Below are 19,364 nucleotides of genomic sequence, written 5' to 3' on the forward strand. Positions count from 1 at the left end.
TCAGCCCAATCTGAGGGGTTGCAAAATCAAAGAGAAGATTTGAAGTTTTTCTGATATTCCTGCCAGGCCACCTTTTGCTTGTACTTGTCATCACCAATGTAAGTAATGATGGGTTCGAGTGCTTTGGCATCCATATACCCAGGGATGGGCTGAATGATACGGAAGTCTTCATCCATAAAAACGGTGGTTGGATAACTAAGCTTGTTGTTAGTCAATGCAGCCGCCAGCTCATGTACACCCCTTCTTCCCTGGTTCACAAATTTGAATGTATGTCCATCAAATTCAATATCTGCCTTTTGTTCGGCATTGAATTTTACTGGATAGTAATTCTTATTGATATATTCAGCAATAACATCATTGGCATAAGCCTCCTTGTCCATCTTTTTGCACCAGCCACACCAGTCCGTGTAGATGTCTATCAAAAGTTTTCGAGGTTCTTTTTTAGACTTGGCCACTGCCTCTTCAAACGATAGCCACTCAATTTCCTGCGCCTGGGATGTAAATGCCACACCTACCAAAAAAATGAAAATAAATAGTCTTATTGCTGCTCTCATAATTCTCAAATCTATTGAATTAAACTCAAACCCGTGAACAAAGGTTCACTCCATACAGCCAAATGAAAAGAGCCTGACATTAATTATCAGGCTCTTGTGGCTTTAGTTATAGTAAAGAGAAACTCAATTACCCAAAAAGTAAGGTTTACCCTTAAATACTTTTTCATGCAAGGCTGGATCCATCCAGTACTCTGCCGAATTGGTGGAAGAACTCACACCACCTCCTACATGTGCGGTGATTTGCTTATCAGCGCCTGATTTGTTTTGAAACACCACATCGTATTGAGCTGGAGCATCTGGATTATCTGCGAAATTTCTGCTAGTAAGGATGCGAACTCCCTGTAGATACTTCGCGACTGCTGCACTATCTGCCGGCTGATCATCCAACATCCAGCCGGACTCTTGTCTGCTCAAAACGAATGCAGAATCAGGATAATTGAATCGAATCGAGCTTACAGAATCTTTGTTCACTTTCAGCAAGTCGTCATTGCGATACGCTTCACTACCTGTACTAATGGACATTTTCATGAAGTCTTTCGCTACGTACACATCTGATTCCTCTTCCAGACGAACATAAGAGTAAAATGACCGCTGACCTTCTACATTGAAGCGGCCCAAGATGATATCCAGTGTCTTATTGCCATTTTCATAAGCTGCGACCCTGGTACCTGATTCATCCACCTGAAAATCCTTCCAGGTATCCTCCGATCTGGAAGCCAATCTGCTAGGCTTGATCCCTTTCAGTGTGTTGAGCAGACTGGAAACTGAATTGGGATCAGCGGTAAACTTTCCATTCACAGTCCAGATATCTCCATTCTTCATGAGGTATGTGGTGTCGGATGGGCTAAAAATTTCGACTTTGGTCACCTGATCATTGTCAATGGTTACCAACTCACTTCGAAATGACTCACTTCTTCCACTGCTATCAGTAAACTTGACCACCAGGTAAATACCAACTAGCAATACAAGTATACCTAGCAACAACATCAATTTATTTCCTCTCATCATCATAACAATCAGTCGTTAGTAATCATAATTTCCTTGCATCCACTTTTGTCGACGTCTGTTACTCTGTTGCTTTCTGACAAACGCATAAATCAAAAGCAAGAGAATTGGCGCCAGCACATTGCCATACTTAATCAGCGTTTTCGTACTGTCCTCCACTTCTTCCAGAGGCCTGGATGTAACGCCTTTTGTACGCAAATTGATCAATCCTGTATCATCAGCTATCCAGTCTATGGAGTTCGATGCAAAATTCACATTATCAGCGTTGAGCTGCTGAGGTCGCTGGCCCTCCCCATTGACTATAAACTGGCCATTAGAAACCGCTACAATTTTCGCAGTGCCTTTGTCAAGCCCCGCAGCTAACATTTGCTGCCCAGCGAGGAAATCAGCCTTTGACCACTTCTTCTGAATGTCCACATAGGAAGGAAGACTCACCACGCCGGAGTTTTCTGAAGAGTACATCAGTGGAACCTGTGACCAGGAAGTGTCTGACTGAGTAAAAGTAAGTGGAGCGGCAAATGGCAGCATCACTGTCTCGATTCCTTCAGTAATTGCACTCTCCGGGAAGTTATTAAGCTGTGGAAAATAGGGGAATTCTTTCTGAGATGTCATGACCATAAATCCATTTCGCTGCTGTACACTGACAGTGGCGCATTGCGCATCGATCACCATTTGATCCTGAAACTGGAGACCTTTCTGAGCCAACCAGCTTTTTATTCCTATATCTCCACTTTTTGACAGCAATCCTTGCTGTAGATCTCCCTGCACATGTTCGTGTGCCAGGAAGAGTCCTCCACCTTGATCAAGGTATTGATCAATTTTGGCAAACTCAAGTTGCTTCACTGTATCCATTGGCGCTACCCAAACCAGTGCTTTATAGTAAGACGGAACACTAGCCGTGTCTTTGATTCTGAATGGCTCCACTTCATAGAGTACCGACAGCTGCTCCATTAACTGAGGCATTGCCTGAATCGTAGGCTCCCCATATCCCTGAATGAAACCAAGCTTTGGTTTGTCCGCAATGGATACTTTTTTTAAGGCAGTGGTAAGAGAATACTCCATCGCAGCCCCTGGCTGAATGACCGGAATGATTTCTGTGCGATCGTCCATTTTCAACACAGCTCCTAGATAAGCACGCATCTGCTGCACTTGATCGCGCTCACGTACGTTGATCATAACCGGACTGATTCCATTCTGCTGGGCGTTTCTTTCCGTTTCCTCACTTTCATTGGGGTTGACAAATTCGAAAACGATACTCCCTTCAGATAAATTCTCGTATTCCACCAACTGATCCATAAAGTCTTGCCTAGTCGTCAAAAGTTGTGGTGGAAGATCTTCTGAGAAATACGCGGTGATTGTGACCACTCCATTGAGTTCATCGATCACCTCTTCTGTCGCTTTACTGAAGGTATATCGATTATCCTCAGTAAAATCCAGTCTGAAGTACAACTCCCTGGACAGTAAATTGGCCACCAAAATAATTGCGATGACGATGACCAATTGAATGATGATATTCTTTTTGTTCATTGTTGCTCTTATTTAGGATTGCCAGTTTCTTTTCGAAAGCATCACCTGTGATGACAAGATGCCAATAGCGATGATGGATATAAAATACACCAGATCTCGGCTATCCACCACACCCCTGCTCATTGACTCAAAATGAGTGCTCATACTCAGGTAATTGAATAGTTCGCCAAAAAAACCACGCACCGATCCTGACAATACACCAAACACAATATGAAAAAACACTCCGATGAAAATAGCTGTCAGAAAGGCCACAATCTGGTTTTGAGTGACACTACTGGCGAACAGTCCAATGCTGATGTATGATGCTGATAATAAAATCAATCCTAGGTATCCTCCAATCACCGCTCCATCGTCAATATTCCCTAACTGAGATATGGTGATGTAATAAGGGAGCGTACACACCAAAGCTATTAATACTAAAATCAGACAAGCCAGAAACTTTCCCCATACAATTTGAGAGTCTGTCACTGCTTTGGTAATCAACAATTCAATTGTTCCAGCTTTGTTTTCCTCCGCAATCATCCGCATGGTTATCGCTGGAATAAAGAAAAATAGCGACCAGAACGCAATGCTAAAGAACACTTGCATATTGGCCTGGTTAATGAAAAAGACATCACTACCAAACAACCAGGTAAATGCTCCACTGAGTCCTAGGAACAAGACAATCATCACATAGGCAATCAGTGAATCGAAAAATGATGCAAGTTCTCGTTTCGTTATTATCCAAACTTTGCTCATAATCTATTTCGTTAATTTTTGGAATACGTCTTCCAGTCGGGTTTCCAGACCAGACATTTCCATCAAATACCACTTATTTTTCACGCAGAGATCAAAAATCTCTTTTCTGGAAGAAGCATCAGGCTTGCTTTGCACATTAAACCAACCTTCTTTCCCGTCGATGGCAGTTACTTTCTCTACCGAGGCAAGACCTCTGACTGCTTTTTCTACGTCTTCGGCTGAAGCTTCAATATTGATCTTTAACAGTTCCTGACCTTCTGACTGGCTTCTCAAAGTAGCTGAAGTGCCATCTGCTACAATCCTTCCTCTGTTGATGATCAAAATACGATCACAGGTAGCTTCTACTTCGGAAAGAATGTGACTACTAAGGATTACGGTCTTCTCCTTTCCCAGGTCTTTGATGAGTTTTCTAATCTCTACAATCTGGTTCGGATCCAATCCAGTGGTAGGTTCATCCAATATGAGGATTTCCGGATCATGGATCATGGCCTGTGCCAAACCTACTCTTTGGCGATACCCCTTGGAGAGTTCGTTGATGTTCTTGTGTTTCTCCCGATCCAAACCACAGCGGTCAATCATTTCCGCGATGCGGGATGGAATGTTGGCCTTAGGAACTCCCTGAATCTCGGCAGTAAATCGCAGGTACTCCACCACTGGCATGTCCAGATACAGCGGATTGTTTTCTGGCAAATAGCCTATCTTCTTTTTGATCGCCTCTGGATCTGTATGAATGCTGTCACTGTCCAGACGCACGTCACCTGAGCTAGGAGCCATGAAGCATGTGATGATCTTCATTGTAGTACTCTTTCCTGCGCCATTTGGCCCAAGGAAACCGACTACCTCCCCGGTTTTAATCTCAAATGATATGTCGTTGACAGCCTTTTGCTCACCATATTTCTTGGTGAGATTCTCTACAACTATTGACATTGTTCAACTTGGATTAATCTGATAATCAACTGTTTAAATGAGAACTCTATTTGAAAAAAAATAGATCGCAATTATAGCATTCATGTAGTACTTTTTCAAGAGGTCAAGTCTGTTAAAAAGTGTTAACAGTTATTAAATCCAACTGGGTTACAACTCCAATCAGCATCCCCGTGTCTACAGTTAAGAATACTTTTTTTTGACTCATTAACCAAATTCATGAAAAAACTACTCATTACCTCCTTGATAGTCATCACCGCTCATTTCACCCTGGCACAGAAGAGTATTGGCATTTCCTATTTAGGGCTGGGATCCAATGACGCCATACACCTCACCAGTCTTGCCGGGGCTGCTTCCTATTCGGGAGAGAGCTACTATGGCGTTCAATTGGATTACCTCGCACCGATCAATCAAGTTCTTTCTTTCGAAACAGGAATAGGTTATCGACATCACGAACTGTTGCAGCACCCGAATGTACCCCCAAATATGGATACTGCGCCAAATGATGTTAATGCAAGTATCCTGACGATTCCTGTAGGTGTAAGAGTGAATTTTCTCAAATATCTATTCATTAACCCTGGATTAATACTGAATGCGGATCTAGGCAGCTCAGGTAATGTATCTGGTCAGACAGGAGTTGGATTCAATTTAGGCGTAGGATTACAGTATGAATTTGCTTCAGGATTAGGAGTATATGTCAATCCCTACACAGCGATGCACTCAACATTAAGCTTATCGAGTGAGAACTATCCAGAAAGAATAACTGAAAGTGGATTGAAGATCGGAGTGACTTTTAAGATCAAATAATGTTCACCTCAGTCTCTAGCTGGATTCCAAACGTTCCCTGAACCGATTTTTGAATGTCTTTGGATAACTGTACCAGCTCTTTACCTTTTCCACCTCCAAGGTTGACCAGGACGAGGGCTTGTTTGTCGTGCACTCCCACATTTCCGAAGCGCTTGCCTTTCCACCCACACTGGTCGATTAGCCAGGCAGCAGGTACTTTGGTAAACTCTTCATCTAGTCGATAGCCCGGTATCTCTTCAAAGGCTGCACGTAAAGAATCAAAGTAGGTGTTCTCCACCACAGGATTTTTGAAAAATGAACCGGCATTGCCAATTTGTGTTGGGTCAGGTAGTTTGGATTGCCTGATATTGATTACCGCCTGACTTACTGCTTTCAATGAAAGCTCCTCCACTCCCATTTCATCCAGTGTCTCCTTGATGGCCCCGTAGGAGATGTTAAATGATGGCTTTTTTGAAAGTCTCAGATAAACCCTGGTGATGATGTATTTATCACGCTGTGGTCCTTTAAATACCGAGTAGCGATACCCAAACTTGCAGTCTTCGTTATAAAACCGAACGATTTTGCCCGTTTTGATCTCGTAGGCTTCCAATGAATGAAATACCTGATTGATTTCTACCCCATATGCCCCAATGTTTTGCATAGGCGCCGCTCCTATAGTGCCTGGAATAAGTGATAGATTCTCTAAACCACCATAGCCCTGCTCTACTGCCCACATGACACATTGATGCCAGTTTTCTCCCGCTCCAAATCCTACCAGGATCGAATCATCTGCTTCCTCTACCACCTCTATTCCTCGCACCTCCATTTTCAGGACCATTCCCAAAAAGTTTCTCGTAAACAGGACATTAGAACCTCCACCTAGGATCATTTTCTTTTCCCTGCGGTAGCGATCAGCCTGAAACAATTCCTTCAGATCTTCCGGGTTTTCAATAGAGGCCTTGAGATTGGCAATAACATCCAGCCCAAAGGTGTTGTGAGGCTTTAAAGAAAAGTTCTCTTCTACTAGCAAACTGCACGTGGTTGATGAGGTGCAAACGTACCGAATTAAATACTAATTGCGATAGACCACTTCACCATCAATAATGGTCATGACCACACGGGTATTGAGAATTTCCTCTTCTGGAATACTCATGATGTCTTTATCCAGAATGGTGAAATCTGCCAGCTTTTCTTCTTCGATGGACCCTGTTTGGTCTTCCATAAAAGCTCCATATGCGGCCCAAAGGGTGTAAGACTTCAATGCCTCTTCCCGAGTCATTTTCTGTGTAGGCTCATAACCACCTTCCGGCTTGCCCTGCAGCGTTTTTCTACTGACAGAGGCATAAAAGCTCGCCAAAGCACTAACCGGTTCCACTGGAGCATCTGTGCCGTTAACAATTTTAGACCCATTATCGATCAACTGACTCCACATGTAAGCTCCGTTTTCAATACGCTCTTTGCCTAAACGATCTATTGCCCAGGGACGATCAGAAGACATGTGAATGGCCTGCATAGCTGGAATCACACCCAACTCTGCAAACCTTGGAATATCTTCTGGATGAATGTGTTGCGCATGTTCAATTCGGAAGCGATGGTCCTCAGAAATGGCAGGTTTCGCATTAATGGCTCGCTCATAGATGTCTAGAACCTCCCGATTTGCTCTGTCTCCAATAGCATGCGTACACATTTGGAAGCCATTTTCTAGCCCAGCTTTGACAATCCCTTCTATTTCTGACATAGGAGTAACATTATGTCCATGTACACCTTCCGCATCACTATATTCTTCCAGCAGCCACGCTCCTCTTGAACCAAGGGCACCATCCGCATACAATTTGATCGACCGGATGTTTAAGTGATAATCATACAAACCAATCTGCGGACCTTTTTCAAAGTACGCATTGAGTAAAGCAGAATCTCTACCATGTAGCATCACATGCAGTCGCAACTTCAACTCGTCATTGGTTGCAAAATCTTCGTAAACCTCTATTTCTTTAAAACCAGAACCCGCTTCATGAAAACCGACAATTCCATTTTTAAGGCATTCATCTATAGCCAATTGCAGTTTTCTAGCCCTTAGCTCCTTGGTCTCTTCCGGGATCACTTTGCCAACTAGTCCGCTTGCCGTTTCATTGAACAAACCTGTTGGCTGACCAGTCACATCTTTAAACACTTCTCCTCCATTTGGATCTGGCGTATTTTTATCCACTCCGGCCAGTTCCATCGCTTTGGCATTGGCCAAACTCGCATGTCCGCTGGCGTGTTTTAAGAAAACCGGATGATTAGGAACCGCTTCACTCAACTGATGATGAGTCGGGAAACCCTTAAATAAACGTTCTGGGGTTTGATTCCATTTGTCCTGATGCCAGCCTCTACCGATGATCCATTCGCCTTCTGGTGTTTCATCGGCACGCTTTCTTACCATCTCGATTACCTCATCATAGCTCTGAGCACCCATCAGATCCACATTTACCAGGTTACTACCGATTCCCATAATATGTGCATGCCCCTCAATGAATCCAGGATAAACATATTGGCCATTTAGATCCATCACCTCCGTGCTGTCACCCTGGTATACTGCAAGATCTTCTGCAGATCCCACCTTCACAATTCGACCATCTCTCACGGCAACCGCTGTGGCCGTTGGCTGAGCATCGTTGGCAGTGTAAATCGTAGCATTGGTCATCAGCAAATCTGCTGGCTGAGGTTTATCCTGACAGCTGAAAATCAATGAGATAAGTAAAATGGGTAGTAATTTTCTGTAGGTCATATTTCTATTGGTTGTTCACTTGAGATAATGAAATCGAAATTACTCTTTTTTGTTTAAAAGCTTTAGCTTTGCGCCTCCATTCGAGTGAATGGCTTCTAAACCTCAGTGTTTGGATGTATTGAAAACCAAAACCTTTTATCTCAATGACTCGGGGGATAAAGGCGTATATTCAGAGTCGTTTTTTATTATGGCAGAAGAAAAAAAAGAAGAGCTACAGGAAGAAAAAGTAGAGAAGACTGAAGCTCAAGCCGAAGAGTCTACAGAAGCTAAAGCTGACGAAGCAAAGGCAGAAGAGACCAAAGAGGAATCAGCAGCTGCAGAGACAGAAGCTGAGCCAGCCAAAGAAGAAGTAAAGGAAGAGAAAAAAGAGGCTAAGACTGAAGAAGTGAAAGCTGAAAAAGAAGTTCCTTTCACAGAAGAAGCAAAAACTCCAGAAGTAGCTGCACCTATCGCAGAGCCTGTAACTGACGTTTGGGATACTGCACAGGATGATGGTTTCGGCGAGGAGTATTCTGAGGCTGACAGAAAGAAAATGGAGGCTCTTTATGAGGCTACATTGAACCAAATCACTGAAAAAGAAGTGATGACCGGTACCGTAGTAGGTATCACTGACAGAGATGTCATTGTAAACATCGGTTTCAAATCAGATGGACTAGTATCTCTTTCAGAGTTTAGAGATATCGATGGTCTTAAAACTGGTGACGAAGTAGACGTTTACGTAGAAGAACAGGAAAATGCCAATGGCCAGCTTGTTCTTTCCAGAAGAAAAGCCAAAATCGTTAAAGCATGGGAAAACATCCAGAAAGCATTGGATGAAGACCTGGTAATCGACGGTATGGTGAAGAGAAGAACAAAAGGTGGTCTTATCGTAGATATTTACGGTGTAGAAGCTTTCCTTCCAGGTTCACAAATCGATGTGAAGCCTATCAGAGACTTTGATGTGTTTGTAGGTAAGAAAATGGAAGTGAAAGTTGTGAAAATCAACTACACTAACGATAACGTAGTAGTATCACACAAAGTACTGATCGAGAAAGATATTGAGAAGCAAAAAGCTCAAATCCTTGAGAACCTTGAGAAAGGTCAGGTACTTGAAGGTGTGATCAAAAACATGACCAACTTCGGTGTATTCATCGACCTTGGTGGTGTAGATGGTCTACTACACATCACAGATATTTCTTGGGGACGTATCAATCATCCAGAAGAAGTGCTTTCACTTGACGAAAAAGTTAACGTGGTGGTACTTGACTTTGATGATGACAAGAAGCGAATTTCTTTGGGTATGAAGCAGCTGACCGCTCACCCTTGGGACTCACTGGATAAAGACCTTGACGTAGGATCGAAAGTAAAAGGTAAGATCGTAAACGTAGCAGATTACGGTGCATTCCTTGAAATCATCCCTGGCGTAGAAGGATTGATCCACGTTTCTGAGATGTCATGGTCTCAGCACTTGAGAAATCCACAAGATTTCATCAGCGTTGGAGACGAGCTAGAGGCAGTTGTATTGACTATCGATAGAGACGAAAGAAAAATGTCTCTAGGCATCAAGCAATTGACTGAAGATCCTTGGACTAAGCAAGATGTATTGACCAAATACGCTGTTGGTACCAAGCATTCAGGTATCGTGAGAAACCTAACCAACTTCGGCTTGTTCATCGAACTAGAAGAAGGTATCGACGGTTTGGTACACGTATCTGATCTTAGCTGGACAAAGAAAATCAAGCATCCATCTGAATTCGTGAAAGTAAATGACGAATTGGAAGTAGTCGTAATGGAGCTTGATGTAGAAAACAGAAGATTGGCTCTTAGCCACAAGCATCTGGAAGAAAACCCTTGGGATACATTCGAAACAGTATTCACCAGAGGATCAGTACACAAGTGTACAGTGATTTCTACCAACGATAGAGGTGCTATCCTTGAGCTTCCTTACGGAATCGAAGGACAGGTTTCTACTAAGAACCTTCAAAAAGAGGAAGGTGGAAACGCTTCTGAAGGCGAAACATTAGACTTTAAAGTGATGGAATTCTCTAAAGATGACAAGAGAATCGTTCTTTCACACACAGCTACATGGAAAGAAGGCGCTGAGCAACCTGCTCCTGCACCAGCTCCATCTGCTAAGAAGAAGTCTAAAGGCAACACCCTGAACAAGATCAACAACGAGTCTGAGAAATCAACTCTAGGTGATCTGGATGCACTATCTGCTCTGAAAGAGAAGATGGAAGCTGGTGAAAAGCCTGCAGCTAAGAAGAAAGCAGCTCCTAAAAAAGCCGAAGAACCAAAAGCAGAAAAAGAAGACAAAGCAGCTGACGCTGATGATTCAGCAGAAGAAGCTAAGGATTCTGAATAATATCTTTAAACCGGAAGCGATTTTGCTTCCGGTTTAATTTCTTATTTGCTTTATTTGCAATCGCAAAAACAAGAGGTCAGCAAACGAGTTGATCTAATACCAAAAAGGTCCTGTGGCCGCCCGCCTGCCGGCGAGGCAGGAGTGGCGATAGCCAAGAGGCCAACAAATTAAAATAAGGTCCTGTGGCCGAGTGGCTAGGCAAAGGTCTGCAAAACCTTGTACAGCGGTTCGAATCCGCTCGGGACCTCTAAACCTCACGAGTTTATCGTGAGGTTTTTTTGTACCTACTCAGATCCACTCGAAATAAATTCATTAATCGGCAAAGGTTCGCGCCGCGCAGACTGCAACCCCTATAGCTATCGGGGTGTACAGCGGTTCTTTCATTAGAATTTCTTCGGTACGGGATCTCACACCAGGAGAAGCTACCGCCTTTCTTTTGCACAACAGAATTCACTCAACACCTTTAATTCAATAAAATTTACCTTATTTTGAGCTAGGATGACTAAGCAGGTAATTGTTGGTGTATGTTTACTGATGCTGGCGGTAACAGGTACAGGTCAGAACTTTCTTTCTGCCACGCTGAATGATAGATATTATTCAGCTTTTGCGGGAGTGGGGTTTGCTTCGTATCGTGGAGAGCTGAAGCACAATGGCAGTATCCAAAACGAAGTTTCCAATCTATCTATAGGTGCTGAAGTGCGTCTTTGGTCTAGAGTGTCAGCACGTGTCGAACTGGGAAGGTACAGCATTCGTGGACATGACAAACATGCCTCGGACAGCTCATTTGCCCGTCAGCGAAATCTTTCATTTGAGAGCACTAACTACGAAGCAACCATTCAAGGCATATTTTTCTTGCGACCATACAAAGGAGTCTATCACCGTCGCTGGCGACTGGATCCATACATTGCTTTGGGAGTTGGCACAACCTTCATCAGCCCGCAAGCAAAACTAGGAGATACGTATTTCAATCTATATGAATTGGATACGGAACAGGACCCTGACTACAGCAGGTTTACCTTGATTCTTCCAGCTGCTATTGGGTTGAAGTGGAAAGTATCCTCCGCACTCAACTTTGTTACGGAGATCGCATACAGGTACACCTTCTCGGATTACCTGGACGATGTGTCTGGCAATTTCCCACAGTCTTACCCGGATGCTACCACGGAAATATTGGCGAATAGAAAAGATGAAGTGGGATTAATCAATGAAACTGCTTACGAACAGCTGTCTGCCGGAAATCCCCGTGGCGACAGCTCCAATAAAGATGCTTATCTGTTCCTAAACCTGAAATTTGAACTCTTTTTATCAAAGGACATGTTCAAACGGAAACCCAAGCCATCAAAGCGATAGCATAACCGAGCAAACCCGGTCTATCTCCCGCTCGGTCATTCCGGCACCACTAGGTAAGCATATTCCGGTATTGAACAGCTTCTCGGACACTCCATTAACCTCCATCAATGCATCTTTATGTAAGGGTTGTAAATGAAGAGGTTTCCAGAATCGTCGTGCTTCAATGTTTTCTTCTGTCATTTTACGAACCAAATCTGATGGAGAAATACCGTCTAGTAGTATAGGATTTACCCAATGATTTAGCGTCTGCTTGTCAGATGAGTCATAGAAAATCACACCAGCAGTAGACAACCGGTTCTTATAAGTATCAGCAATCCTTTTTTTTCGGATTAACACTTCGTTGAATTTAGATAACTGACCTAGTCCCAGTGCGGCTAGTATATTGCTCATACGGTAGTTGAATCCCACTTCCAGATGCTCGTAATGATCTTCATGTTCTTTGGCCTGTGTCGCCAGTTTAAGTCCTCGGTCTCTCTCTTTCTTACCAGATAGCACCAAAGCCCCTCCTCCACTAGTCGTAATGATCTTGTTTCCATTAAAGGACAATCCGGCAAATGCTCCAAAAGTCCCTACATCTCGGCCGGTCCACTTACTCCCAAGTGCCTCTGCAGCATCTTCTATCAGGACGATACCATACTCCTCACAAATCATCAGCAACTCATTCATCAATGCGGGAATCCCAAAAATGTGCGTTACAATAATCGCTTTGGGTTTAATCTTAGCATTTTGAACATATTCTCTCAGCAATTCCGGAGATACATTCCAGTTGTGAGTATCACTGTCGATAAACACTGGAACGGCTCCAAGGTAGCTCACCACATTGGAGGCCGCAATAAAGGTAAAAGTCCCTATCAGCACGCGATCACCGGCGGATACACCGGCAAGCAACAAAGCCAGATGCAGGGCTGAGGTACCAGAGTTTACCGCCAAAACCTCCTGATAGCCAAATCGCTCTTTTAGCGCATTCTCAAACGCGTCTATATGTGGACCTGCCGGTGCAATCCACCCACTATCAATCGCTTTCTGCACTTCCTCCAGATCACCAGCATCAACAAAAGGTGGCGAAAAATGAATTGGTGGCTTACTCTCCCCTTCCATATTCCATATTGTGATAATCTGCGCCACTCGTATCGAACACTCTTCTGGCCGTTTTCATCAAGATCACCAGGTCCAACCAAAAAGATACATGATCAACGTAATAGAGGTCTTTTTGTAATTTCTCTTTCAACATCAAATGATTGCGTCCATTGATTTGGGCAAATCCAGTAATTCCTGGCATTACCTCGTGTCTACGGTGTTCATCGTCAGAGTATTCTTTCAAATATTCTATTAATAGTGGTCTGGGACCCACAAAACTCATCTCACCTTTCAGAATATTGAAGAGCTGTGGCAGTTCATCAATAGAAGACTTTCGAAGAAGGCTGCCAAACCAATCACTCCCACCATTGGTCATAGTAGTAAATTTCAGCAAATGAAACAGTCTACCTTGATAACCAGGCCGCAAGTGATAAAAAAATATAGGTGTACCTGACAAAAATAGGATTAGCGCTATTAGACCCATAACGGGAGCTAATAAAAAGAGAAGCAACAGTGCCACTATTTTATCTGCCAATGGCTTCCAAAAATTAAGATATTTTGACTTTTCCTTCATTGCTCTTGCATCAAATCTATGCAATCTGATCTTTTATTGATATTTTTCCGATATGATTCCTCAATTTGGGGAATGGTTGATTACCCACCGCCTCATCAACCTGGTTTCACAGCATTGATTTAACTCAAAAATGAAAACGTTCCGGTTCGTATTTTTTGTAACCATTACACTGGCTTTTGGCATTGTTCTTAATTCAAAAATGGGTAGTATACCACCTCTGGGCAAGTTTTTAAGTCCATTTCGAGGTTTTTGGACCAATGCAGAAGAGCCCGGTGTTAATTATACCGAAACCCTAAAAATCGACGGTTTAGATAATGAAGTAAAGGTTTATTACGACGAACTCCGAATCCCACACATCTACGCTGATAACGAAACCGACCTCCATACCGTTCAGGGTTACATCACAGCCAGGGATCGTCTTTGGCAAATGGACTTTTTTTCAAGGCTCGTTCTGGGTAGACTATCTGAGGTACTCGATAATCCAGCCGTATTGAACTATGACAAATACAATCGACGGATTGGTTTGAAGCGCATGACTTATGAATTTTATGAAAAAACCAAGAGTTCACCTGAACTCCATGCCGTCATTCAGGCTTATAGCAATGGAGTCAATGCCTACATCGACCAAATGAGTAGCAGTGATCTACCACTGGAGTTCAAACTTTTGAATTACAAACCAGAAAGGTGGTCTCCTGTGAAAACATGCCTAGCTTATGCCATGCTCAGCAATACGCTATCTCGGGGTGAATCAGATCTTGAAAACACCAACGCATTGATGCTGTTTGGTCGTGAATTGTTTGATATTCTATACCCTGAGCAGCTCGGAAATATTGATCCTGTAATAAGGAAAACACGTAAATGGAATTTCTCACCTGTACCTGTAGTGAAACCCGATATTCCATATCCCCAGATATTAACTGAGTCTACAACAGAGAAACCTCACCCGCTGAACGGAAGCAACAACTTTGCCGTGTCTGGCGCAAAAACGAAAAGTGGCAATGTGCTCTTAGCCAATGAACCGGATTTAGAACTCACCTCGCCATCCATCTGGTATGCATATCATCTCAACGATGGACATAAAAACGTAATGGGTGTGACGGTTCCTGGAACGCCAATTATTCTAATTGGGTTTAATGATTCCATTTCCTGGGGAGTAACTAACTCACCTCGGGATCAGGTGGACTGGTATGCGATTGAGTTTAGAGATGATTCTCGAAAAGAGTATTTATTCAATAACAATTGGTTCAAGACTGAGCAGGTAATTGAGGAGTTTCAGCTAGCCGATGGCAGCACCGCCTATGATACCATCATTTATACCCACCATGGACCTGTGGTCTATGATCGAAATTTCAGAGGGGATAACCAGAAATCAAATTATGCGATGAAGTGGATTGCGCACTTTCCAAGCACCACTTTTGATGCCATGTATGAAATCAATCAGGCATCGAACTACGACGAGTTTGAAAACGCCATGAAAAAATTTCAAGGGCCTCCCCAAAACTTTATTTTTGGTTCAGCACAAGGTGATATCGCTCTTTGGTTGCCAGGAAAATTTCCGGTAAAGTGGGAGGAACAAGGGAAGTTTTTAATGGACGGATCGGAGCTAAGTCATGAATGGAAACAGTACATACCATTTGACCACTACATGTATGATCTAAATCCTGAGCAAAATTACCTGACATCCGCTAACCAACATCAGGTCGATTCCCTTTACCCCTATTATGTATACGACCATAACTATGAATACTACAGAGGTCGTCGAATCAATGACCGGTTGAGAGTACTCGATGACATTTTACCTAAAGACATGATGAGGCTTCAAAATGACAACTACAACTACATGGCGTCTGAGAGTCTCCCAATGATGTTATCTGCATTAGACACTGCCAGATTCGACAACAACCAATGGACGATCTATAAAACACTGGCTGAATGGGATTATTTCAATGCTCCAAATTTGAAAGCTCCGACAGTTTACCAATTGTGGTGGGATCTGCTGTATAAAAACACCTGGGATGAATTTGACACCATCAGTGTGGAGGTGAACAAACCTCATAGGTATGTTACGATCGATCGGTTCAAAAATGATTCAACTTTTGCTTTTGCAGACATTTTAGAAACACCTACCAGAGAGTCCACTTCTGAGCTTATGGCTCTTACTTTTGACATGGCGCTTGATTCTTTGGATGCCTGGGTAGATGCAAATGGTGAAGACTACAGTTGGTATCGCTTCAAGAATACGACTATCAAGCATCTGCTGAGATTAGATCCATTTTCTACGTCGGAGGTTCCGGTGGGAGGCTATTCAGGCATCGTCAACGCGGCCAGCAAAGGACATGGACCTTCCTGGCGCATGGTAGTGGAGTTAGATCCAAATGGCACCAAGGCCTGGGGAGTATATCCTGGTAGTCAGACTGGCAATCCAGGCAGTCCTCTGTATGGACAAATGATAGAAAACTGGGCCACCGGTAATTACTATCAGTTACTCTTCGACCGGGAGGTTGATGGTGACGAGAAAGTCATTTTTACCCAGACAATTGAACCTAAATAGCATGAAACTAATCAGTAGAATCATTCTCATTATTGCCATTTCGTATCTACTGTCCCTTTATCTACCCTGGTGGATACTTATAGTGGTAGCTTTTCTGGTCGGATTTAGCATCCCAGGTCATGGTATTAATGTGTTTATTGCTGGTTTTCTAGGTGGAGGATTGCTTTGGATGAGCTATGCATGGTACATAGACCTGAAAACTGAAGCCATTTTGTCCAATAAAATCGTACAGCTATTTCCTTTTCAGGACGCCATATTTCTTCTGATCCTCACGGGAGTAATCGGAGCACTAGCCGGTGCTTTAGGAGCTTTATCTGGCAACAGTTTCAGGCAATTATTTCTGAAGAAAAAGACAAAGAGCTTTTATAGCTGAGCTGGTTTTTTGATCAATACTCCAGATGCCACGATAGACACTTCCTTCAGATCTTTTGCGGCATCAAATTCTCGACCTGCATCATCAGCATAATGTCTTGCGGTCTCCTCGTCCAGCTCACTTAGAGATGCCAGTCCGTCTATAATCACTTCTCTTCCAGCAGCATCTTTAGGTACAAAAAAGCCGTAATCTTTGAAAGTAACGCGAATTCGCTCGCCATTCTCAGATTTTAAGGTCATCCAGCAGCCTTTCATTTGACATACCTCTTCGATTTCCCCTACAAACTTCACATTGGTTGTGTCCTTTATAGAGACCTGCTGTAGCATGCTTGCTGTTTTTGGCACATCTTCTACTGCGATTTCCTCACCAAAAGACTCCCATTCTTCGGTCGGGTTTTGACAACCTGACATAATGGCAATGAATAACACTGTTATCGTAGTGATAACACTCAATTTTGTGGATAATAACCTTGACATAGGATTAAAACTGTTTATAAAACACTGATTTTAAGAGAATTACTTGTTTGTAAATTGTTCAATATTAACGGTATATGACAATTCAATACATTGTAAATTTAAGAATTATCAACAAAAACATTTTAATGCTATGAACAGATTAAAAAGATTCTCAGTACTTGTAATTTTTGCAACAGCTTTTACACTTGGCGCGTGCTCCCAGGACGAAACCATGGATGAAATAATGGATAATACGGAAATTGGCAAACCAATTCATGCCGATGACTCCACCGGTGAGAATAAAGAAGATAAAGACAAACCAGGCGTTGGAACAGGAGGATAATTTCCATAAAACGCTTTTGTTAAATAATTCATCGAAAAAGTCATGATAGTTATCATGACTTTTTTTTATCTTTCGACAATAAATTATTGATTCGGTTTGCGGAAGTATTTCATACTGGTCTTATTGTTCACTACGATTGTTTCCTCTGCGTATTCCTCGGATTTAGCCTCGGAATACACGAGAGTCATGGAAATATTTGGCTCTGATGACTTGGAGCAAACAAGAATTGAAGCCCTGAAGGTTCTTCAAGAGGCCAAACTACAACAAGACTACTACCATTTAACTCAACTTTATTTTGTTTTAGGTTATATAGCCGAAAATACTGATGATTTTGGGAATGCAATCATCTATTATTTAGAAGGTTCTAGAATGGGACTCTTATCTGATGATGTTTCAGTAAAGTCTTCAGTAATATCTATGCATAAGAATCTTGAGTCAATTCTTACTGATTACAAGCATTATGACCTTGCCAAGAAGTTTATTAAAGACGGAATAGAGTTAAGCTATAAATACAATAACGAAAAGCAAATAATCAGTCTTACCAACAACCTTGTATACGTATATCTTCAAGAGGAAAAGTATGATGAGGCCCTTTCGACCATTGATTCGCTAAGAAGCAAATTCAATCTAGACCAGGATAAAATAATTCAACTTAAGAATAAAGAAGGTACTGCATATCTTAACCTAGGTGATCTAGAAAAAGCAGCTTCTTGTTATCAGTATATAATAAGTAACGACCCAGGTACTGATAAAGAAATGTATGCACTTAGTAAGCATAACCTGGCTTTAATCAGCATTAAAAAAGGCAAATTCGAAGAAGCAATTTCATTTTTGGAAGATGTGATAAGATATAGTGAGGAGAAAAAATTGAACTATCGTTTATTTAGAGCTCTTCAGGAATTAGGCCAAACTTATATTAGTTTAAATGAAACACACCTCGCTCTTGAAAAATTCTTAAAAGCTGAAGACATAATCAAAAACTCATTCACTAATAATGCAGAGACTTATTCAGTCTATCAGCTCTTGAGCACAACCTATGAGATGCAGGGCAATATAAAGATGGCACTGCATTATAAAGAAACATACAGTGAAAAGTTAGAAGAGTATATCGCAAAGCAAGAAGAAATTACTGAACTTGACAAAAAATACAATATCCAATTATTGACGGATCGCTATTACGACCTACTTGCTGCTGATCAGGAGAAGAAAAATACGGAGCGAATAGCCAAATTTGGAATCAGCGGGACGGCATTTATCTTCCTTTCGATCGTACTAATGATGATGTATCGTCAGAGGAGAATGAAGCAAAACCTTGCCAGAGAGCTTTACAACATCGAGCTAACCTCAGATGTCTAAGGAAAGCTTATTTCTCAAAAGCTCCAGAATTCTATCCTGCTTGGTGTAAAGGGCCTGAATCTTATTTCGCTGATGCATGTTCTCCTTGAGCAATGTTCTGATCAGCTCAGATAGCTCCTCAAGTGAGGGATTCAGACCGAGTTCAGATCTCAAGCTATCCACCAAACTCACAATCCGGTTCTCAATGCTCTCGTATCCTTCATCCAGGGCAATGCTCTCTTTTTCTTCACGCCAGATATCACCCTCACCCTTTAGCAACCAATTGGCATTGATTGCACTGTAAGTAATAAGAATTTTTTGTAGAAGATCATAGCTGGGCTTGCTTCTACGACCTTTGATGATGTTGTAAATAACCGGACTCTTCACTCCTATTTTGTCGGCGAAGGAATTTGGATTAGTCTCCAGGTTCGTAATTAAATCCGATATACGGTCGTTGATATCCATTTGAAATTTAGCTGTTGGTTAAAAATAAGTAAAATACCCATAAAAAAGAAGGGTTACTGCTTGTAACCCTCCCTCATTAAGAACCAGCTATGGAAAATAGATACTCACTATCTATATGTGGTAAAGATACTATCATTTGATAGTATTTCAAAGCATTGAACGTGATTTGCGAAGATTTTTTATTTCAAATGATAAA

18 protein-coding genes and 1 tRNA gene are annotated in these 19,364 nt (G+C 42.2%); 8 read left to right on the top strand and 11 right to left on the bottom strand.

Features of this window, described 5'->3' with window-relative positions; all coding sequences use genetic code 11:
• Positions 1-26: 26 nt before the first annotated feature.
• The 5 genes from ACO067_RS01995 to ACO067_RS02015 form a co-directional block, all read right to left on the bottom strand.
• Positions 27-554 (bottom strand): thioredoxin family protein, encoded by a 528-nt coding sequence (locus ACO067_RS01995; protein WP_421870028.1) that lies wholly within the window; start codon positions 552-554, stop codon positions 27-29.
• Positions 555-677: 123 nt separating this feature from the next.
• Entirely contained in the window at positions 678-1,565 is an 888-nt protein-coding gene (locus ACO067_RS02000) for a DUF4340 domain-containing protein (protein ID WP_421870031.1), read from the bottom strand.
• A gap of 12 nt (positions 1,566-1,577) precedes the next feature.
• Positions 1,578-3,086, bottom strand: a complete 1,509-nt coding sequence (locus tag ACO067_RS02005; protein WP_421870034.1) for a GldG family protein — start codon at positions 3,084-3,086, stop codon at positions 1,578-1,580.
• A gap of 12 nt (positions 3,087-3,098) precedes the next feature.
• Positions 3,099-3,824 (bottom strand): ABC transporter permease, encoded by a 726-nt coding sequence (locus ACO067_RS02010; protein WP_421870037.1) that lies wholly within the window; start codon positions 3,822-3,824, stop codon positions 3,099-3,101.
• A gap of 3 nt (positions 3,825-3,827) precedes the next feature.
• A complete protein-coding gene (locus tag ACO067_RS02015; protein ID WP_421870041.1) occupies positions 3,828-4,751 on the bottom strand; it encodes an ATP-binding cassette domain-containing protein in 924 nt (307 codons plus the stop codon).
• Between the two features lie 216 nt (positions 4,752-4,967).
• Here ACO067_RS02015 and ACO067_RS02020 point away from each other — a divergent pair, with 216 nt between their 5' ends.
• A complete protein-coding gene (locus ACO067_RS02020) occupies positions 4,968-5,555 on the top strand; it encodes an outer membrane beta-barrel protein (RefSeq protein ID WP_421870044.1) in 588 nt (195 codons plus the stop codon).
• On the opposite strand, the gene murB is transcribed toward ACO067_RS02020, so the two are convergent.
• Together murB and ACO067_RS02030 are read right to left on the bottom strand one after the other, a co-directional pair.
• Entirely contained in the window at positions 5,548-6,564 is a 1,017-nt protein-coding gene (murB, locus tag ACO067_RS02025; RefSeq protein WP_421870047.1) for a UDP-N-acetylmuramate dehydrogenase, read from the bottom strand. The two genes, ACO067_RS02020 and murB, sit on opposite strands and share 8 nt — an antisense overlap.
• Positions 6,565-6,606: 42 nt before the next feature.
• Positions 6,607-8,301, bottom strand: a complete 1,695-nt coding sequence (locus ACO067_RS02030) for an amidohydrolase (RefSeq protein WP_421870049.1) — start codon at positions 8,299-8,301, stop codon at positions 6,607-6,609.
• Between the two features lie 187 nt (positions 8,302-8,488).
• Here ACO067_RS02030 and rpsA point away from each other — a divergent pair, with 187 nt between their 5' ends.
• From rpsA to ACO067_RS02045, 3 genes are all read left to right on the top strand, one after another.
• The gene (gene rpsA, locus ACO067_RS02035) at positions 8,489-10,645 is read left to right on the top strand and encodes a 30S ribosomal protein S1 (protein ID WP_421870051.1); all 2,157 of its coding nucleotides are present in this window, start codon (positions 8,489-8,491) and stop codon (positions 10,643-10,645) included.
• Between the two features lie 176 nt (positions 10,646-10,821).
• Positions 10,822-10,892, top strand: a tRNA-Cys gene (locus tag ACO067_RS02040).
• 251 nt (positions 10,893-11,143) lie between these two features.
• Positions 11,144-11,995 carry a DUF6089 family protein gene (locus ACO067_RS02045; RefSeq protein ID WP_421870054.1) on the top strand — a complete coding sequence of 284 codons (852 nt, stop codon included), beginning with the start codon at positions 11,144-11,146 and terminating at the stop codon, positions 11,993-11,995.
• On the opposite strand, the gene ACO067_RS02050 is transcribed toward ACO067_RS02045, so the two are convergent.
• Together ACO067_RS02050 and ACO067_RS02055 are read right to left on the bottom strand one after the other, a co-directional pair.
• The gene (locus ACO067_RS02050; protein WP_421870057.1) at positions 11,984-13,093 is read right to left on the bottom strand and encodes a DegT/DnrJ/EryC1/StrS family aminotransferase; all 1,110 of its coding nucleotides are present in this window, start codon (positions 13,091-13,093) and stop codon (positions 11,984-11,986) included. The two genes, ACO067_RS02045 and ACO067_RS02050, sit on opposite strands and share 12 nt — an antisense overlap.
• Positions 13,077-13,607, bottom strand: coding sequence for a sugar transferase (locus ACO067_RS02055; protein WP_421870060.1), 531 nt, complete (start codon positions 13,605-13,607; stop codon positions 13,077-13,079). Before ACO067_RS02055 ends, ACO067_RS02050 begins: the two co-directional genes overlap by 17 nt.
• 169 nt (positions 13,608-13,776) lie before the next feature.
• Between ACO067_RS02055 and ACO067_RS02060 the strand changes: the two genes are divergently transcribed.
• Together ACO067_RS02060 and ACO067_RS02065 are read left to right on the top strand one after the other, a co-directional pair.
• On the top strand, positions 13,777-16,197 hold the full coding sequence (locus ACO067_RS02060; RefSeq protein ID WP_421870063.1) for a penicillin acylase family protein: 2,421 nt from the start codon (positions 13,777-13,779) through the stop codon (positions 16,195-16,197).
• 1 nt (position 16,198) lies between these two features.
• Positions 16,199-16,570 carry a hypothetical protein gene (locus ACO067_RS02065; protein WP_421870065.1) on the top strand — a complete coding sequence of 124 codons (372 nt, stop codon included), beginning with the start codon at positions 16,199-16,201 and terminating at the stop codon, positions 16,568-16,570.
• Here ACO067_RS02065 and ACO067_RS02070 read toward each other — a convergent pair.
• On the bottom strand, positions 16,561-17,046 hold the full coding sequence (locus ACO067_RS02070) for a DUF4920 domain-containing protein (RefSeq protein ID WP_421870068.1): 486 nt from the start codon (positions 17,044-17,046) through the stop codon (positions 16,561-16,563). The two genes, ACO067_RS02065 and ACO067_RS02070, sit on opposite strands and share 10 nt — an antisense overlap.
• Positions 17,047-17,176: 130 nt before the next feature.
• Here ACO067_RS02070 and ACO067_RS02075 point away from each other — a divergent pair, with 130 nt between their 5' ends.
• Both ACO067_RS02075 and ACO067_RS02080 read left to right on the top strand, forming a co-directional pair.
• Positions 17,177-17,368, top strand: coding sequence for a hypothetical protein (locus tag ACO067_RS02075; protein WP_421870071.1), 192 nt, complete (start codon positions 17,177-17,179; stop codon positions 17,366-17,368).
• A gap of 186 nt (positions 17,369-17,554) precedes the next feature.
• Positions 17,555-18,724, top strand: a complete 1,170-nt coding sequence (locus ACO067_RS02080; protein ID WP_421870074.1) for a tetratricopeptide repeat protein — start codon at positions 17,555-17,557, stop codon at positions 18,722-18,724.
• On the opposite strand, the gene ACO067_RS02085 is transcribed toward ACO067_RS02080, so the two are convergent.
• Positions 18,713-19,168: a hypothetical protein gene (locus ACO067_RS02085; RefSeq protein WP_421870077.1), complete on the bottom strand. Its 456-nt coding sequence runs from the start codon at positions 19,166-19,168 to the stop codon at positions 18,713-18,715. The two genes, ACO067_RS02080 and ACO067_RS02085, sit on opposite strands and share 12 nt — an antisense overlap.
• Positions 19,169-19,364: the final 196 nt, after the last annotated feature.

The organism is Marinoscillum sp. (assembly GCF_965229915.1).
Lineage (GTDB): Bacteria > Bacteroidota > Bacteroidia > Cytophagales > Cyclobacteriaceae > Marinoscillum.

What these genes read in the sequence shown, in the direction of transcription:
- ACO067_RS01995 (WP_421870028.1), bottom strand. Translation starts at nt 554, where the DNA reads ATGAGAGCAGCAATAAGACTATTTATTTTCATTTTTTTGGTAGGTGTG.
- ACO067_RS02015 (WP_421870041.1), bottom strand. Translation starts at nt 4,751, where the DNA reads ATGTCAATAGTTGTAGAGAATCTCACCAAGAAATATGGTGAGCAAAAG.
- ACO067_RS02065 (WP_421870065.1), top strand. Translation starts at nt 16,199, where the DNA reads ATGAAACTAATCAGTAGAATCATTCTCATTATTGCCATTTCGTATCTA.
- rpsA (WP_421870051.1), top strand. Translation starts at nt 8,489, where the DNA reads ATGGCAGAAGAAAAAAAAGAAGAGCTACAGGAAGAAAAAGTAGAGAAG.
- ACO067_RS02060 (WP_421870063.1), top strand. Translation starts at nt 13,777, where the DNA reads ATGAAAACGTTCCGGTTCGTATTTTTTGTAACCATTACACTGGCTTTT.
- ACO067_RS02010 (WP_421870037.1), bottom strand. Translation starts at nt 3,824, where the DNA reads ATGAGCAAAGTTTGGATAATAACGAAACGAGAACTTGCATCATTTTTC.
- ACO067_RS02005 (WP_421870034.1), bottom strand. Translation starts at nt 3,086, where the DNA reads ATGAACAAAAAGAATATCATCATTCAATTGGTCATCGTCATCGCAATT.
- ACO067_RS02085 (WP_421870077.1), bottom strand. Translation starts at nt 19,168, where the DNA reads ATGGATATCAACGACCGTATATCGGATTTAATTACGAACCTGGAGACT.
- ACO067_RS02020 (WP_421870044.1), top strand. Translation starts at nt 4,968, where the DNA reads ATGAAAAAACTACTCATTACCTCCTTGATAGTCATCACCGCTCATTTC.
- ACO067_RS02030 (WP_421870049.1), bottom strand. Translation starts at nt 8,301, where the DNA reads ATGACCTACAGAAAATTACTACCCATTTTACTTATCTCATTGATTTTC.
- ACO067_RS02075 (WP_421870071.1), top strand. Translation starts at nt 17,177, where the DNA reads ATGAACAGATTAAAAAGATTCTCAGTACTTGTAATTTTTGCAACAGCT.
- ACO067_RS02000 (WP_421870031.1), bottom strand. Translation starts at nt 1,565, where the DNA reads ATGATGATGAGAGGAAATAAATTGATGTTGTTGCTAGGTATACTTGTA.
- ACO067_RS02080 (WP_421870074.1), top strand. Translation starts at nt 17,555, where the DNA reads ATGGAAATATTTGGCTCTGATGACTTGGAGCAAACAAGAATTGAAGCC.
- ACO067_RS02045 (WP_421870054.1), top strand. Translation starts at nt 11,144, where the DNA reads ATGACTAAGCAGGTAATTGTTGGTGTATGTTTACTGATGCTGGCGGTA.
- ACO067_RS02070 (WP_421870068.1), bottom strand. Translation starts at nt 17,046, where the DNA reads ATGTCAAGGTTATTATCCACAAAATTGAGTGTTATCACTACGATAACA.
- ACO067_RS02050 (WP_421870057.1), bottom strand. Translation starts at nt 13,093, where the DNA reads ATGGAAGGGGAGAGTAAGCCACCAATTCATTTTTCGCCACCTTTTGTT.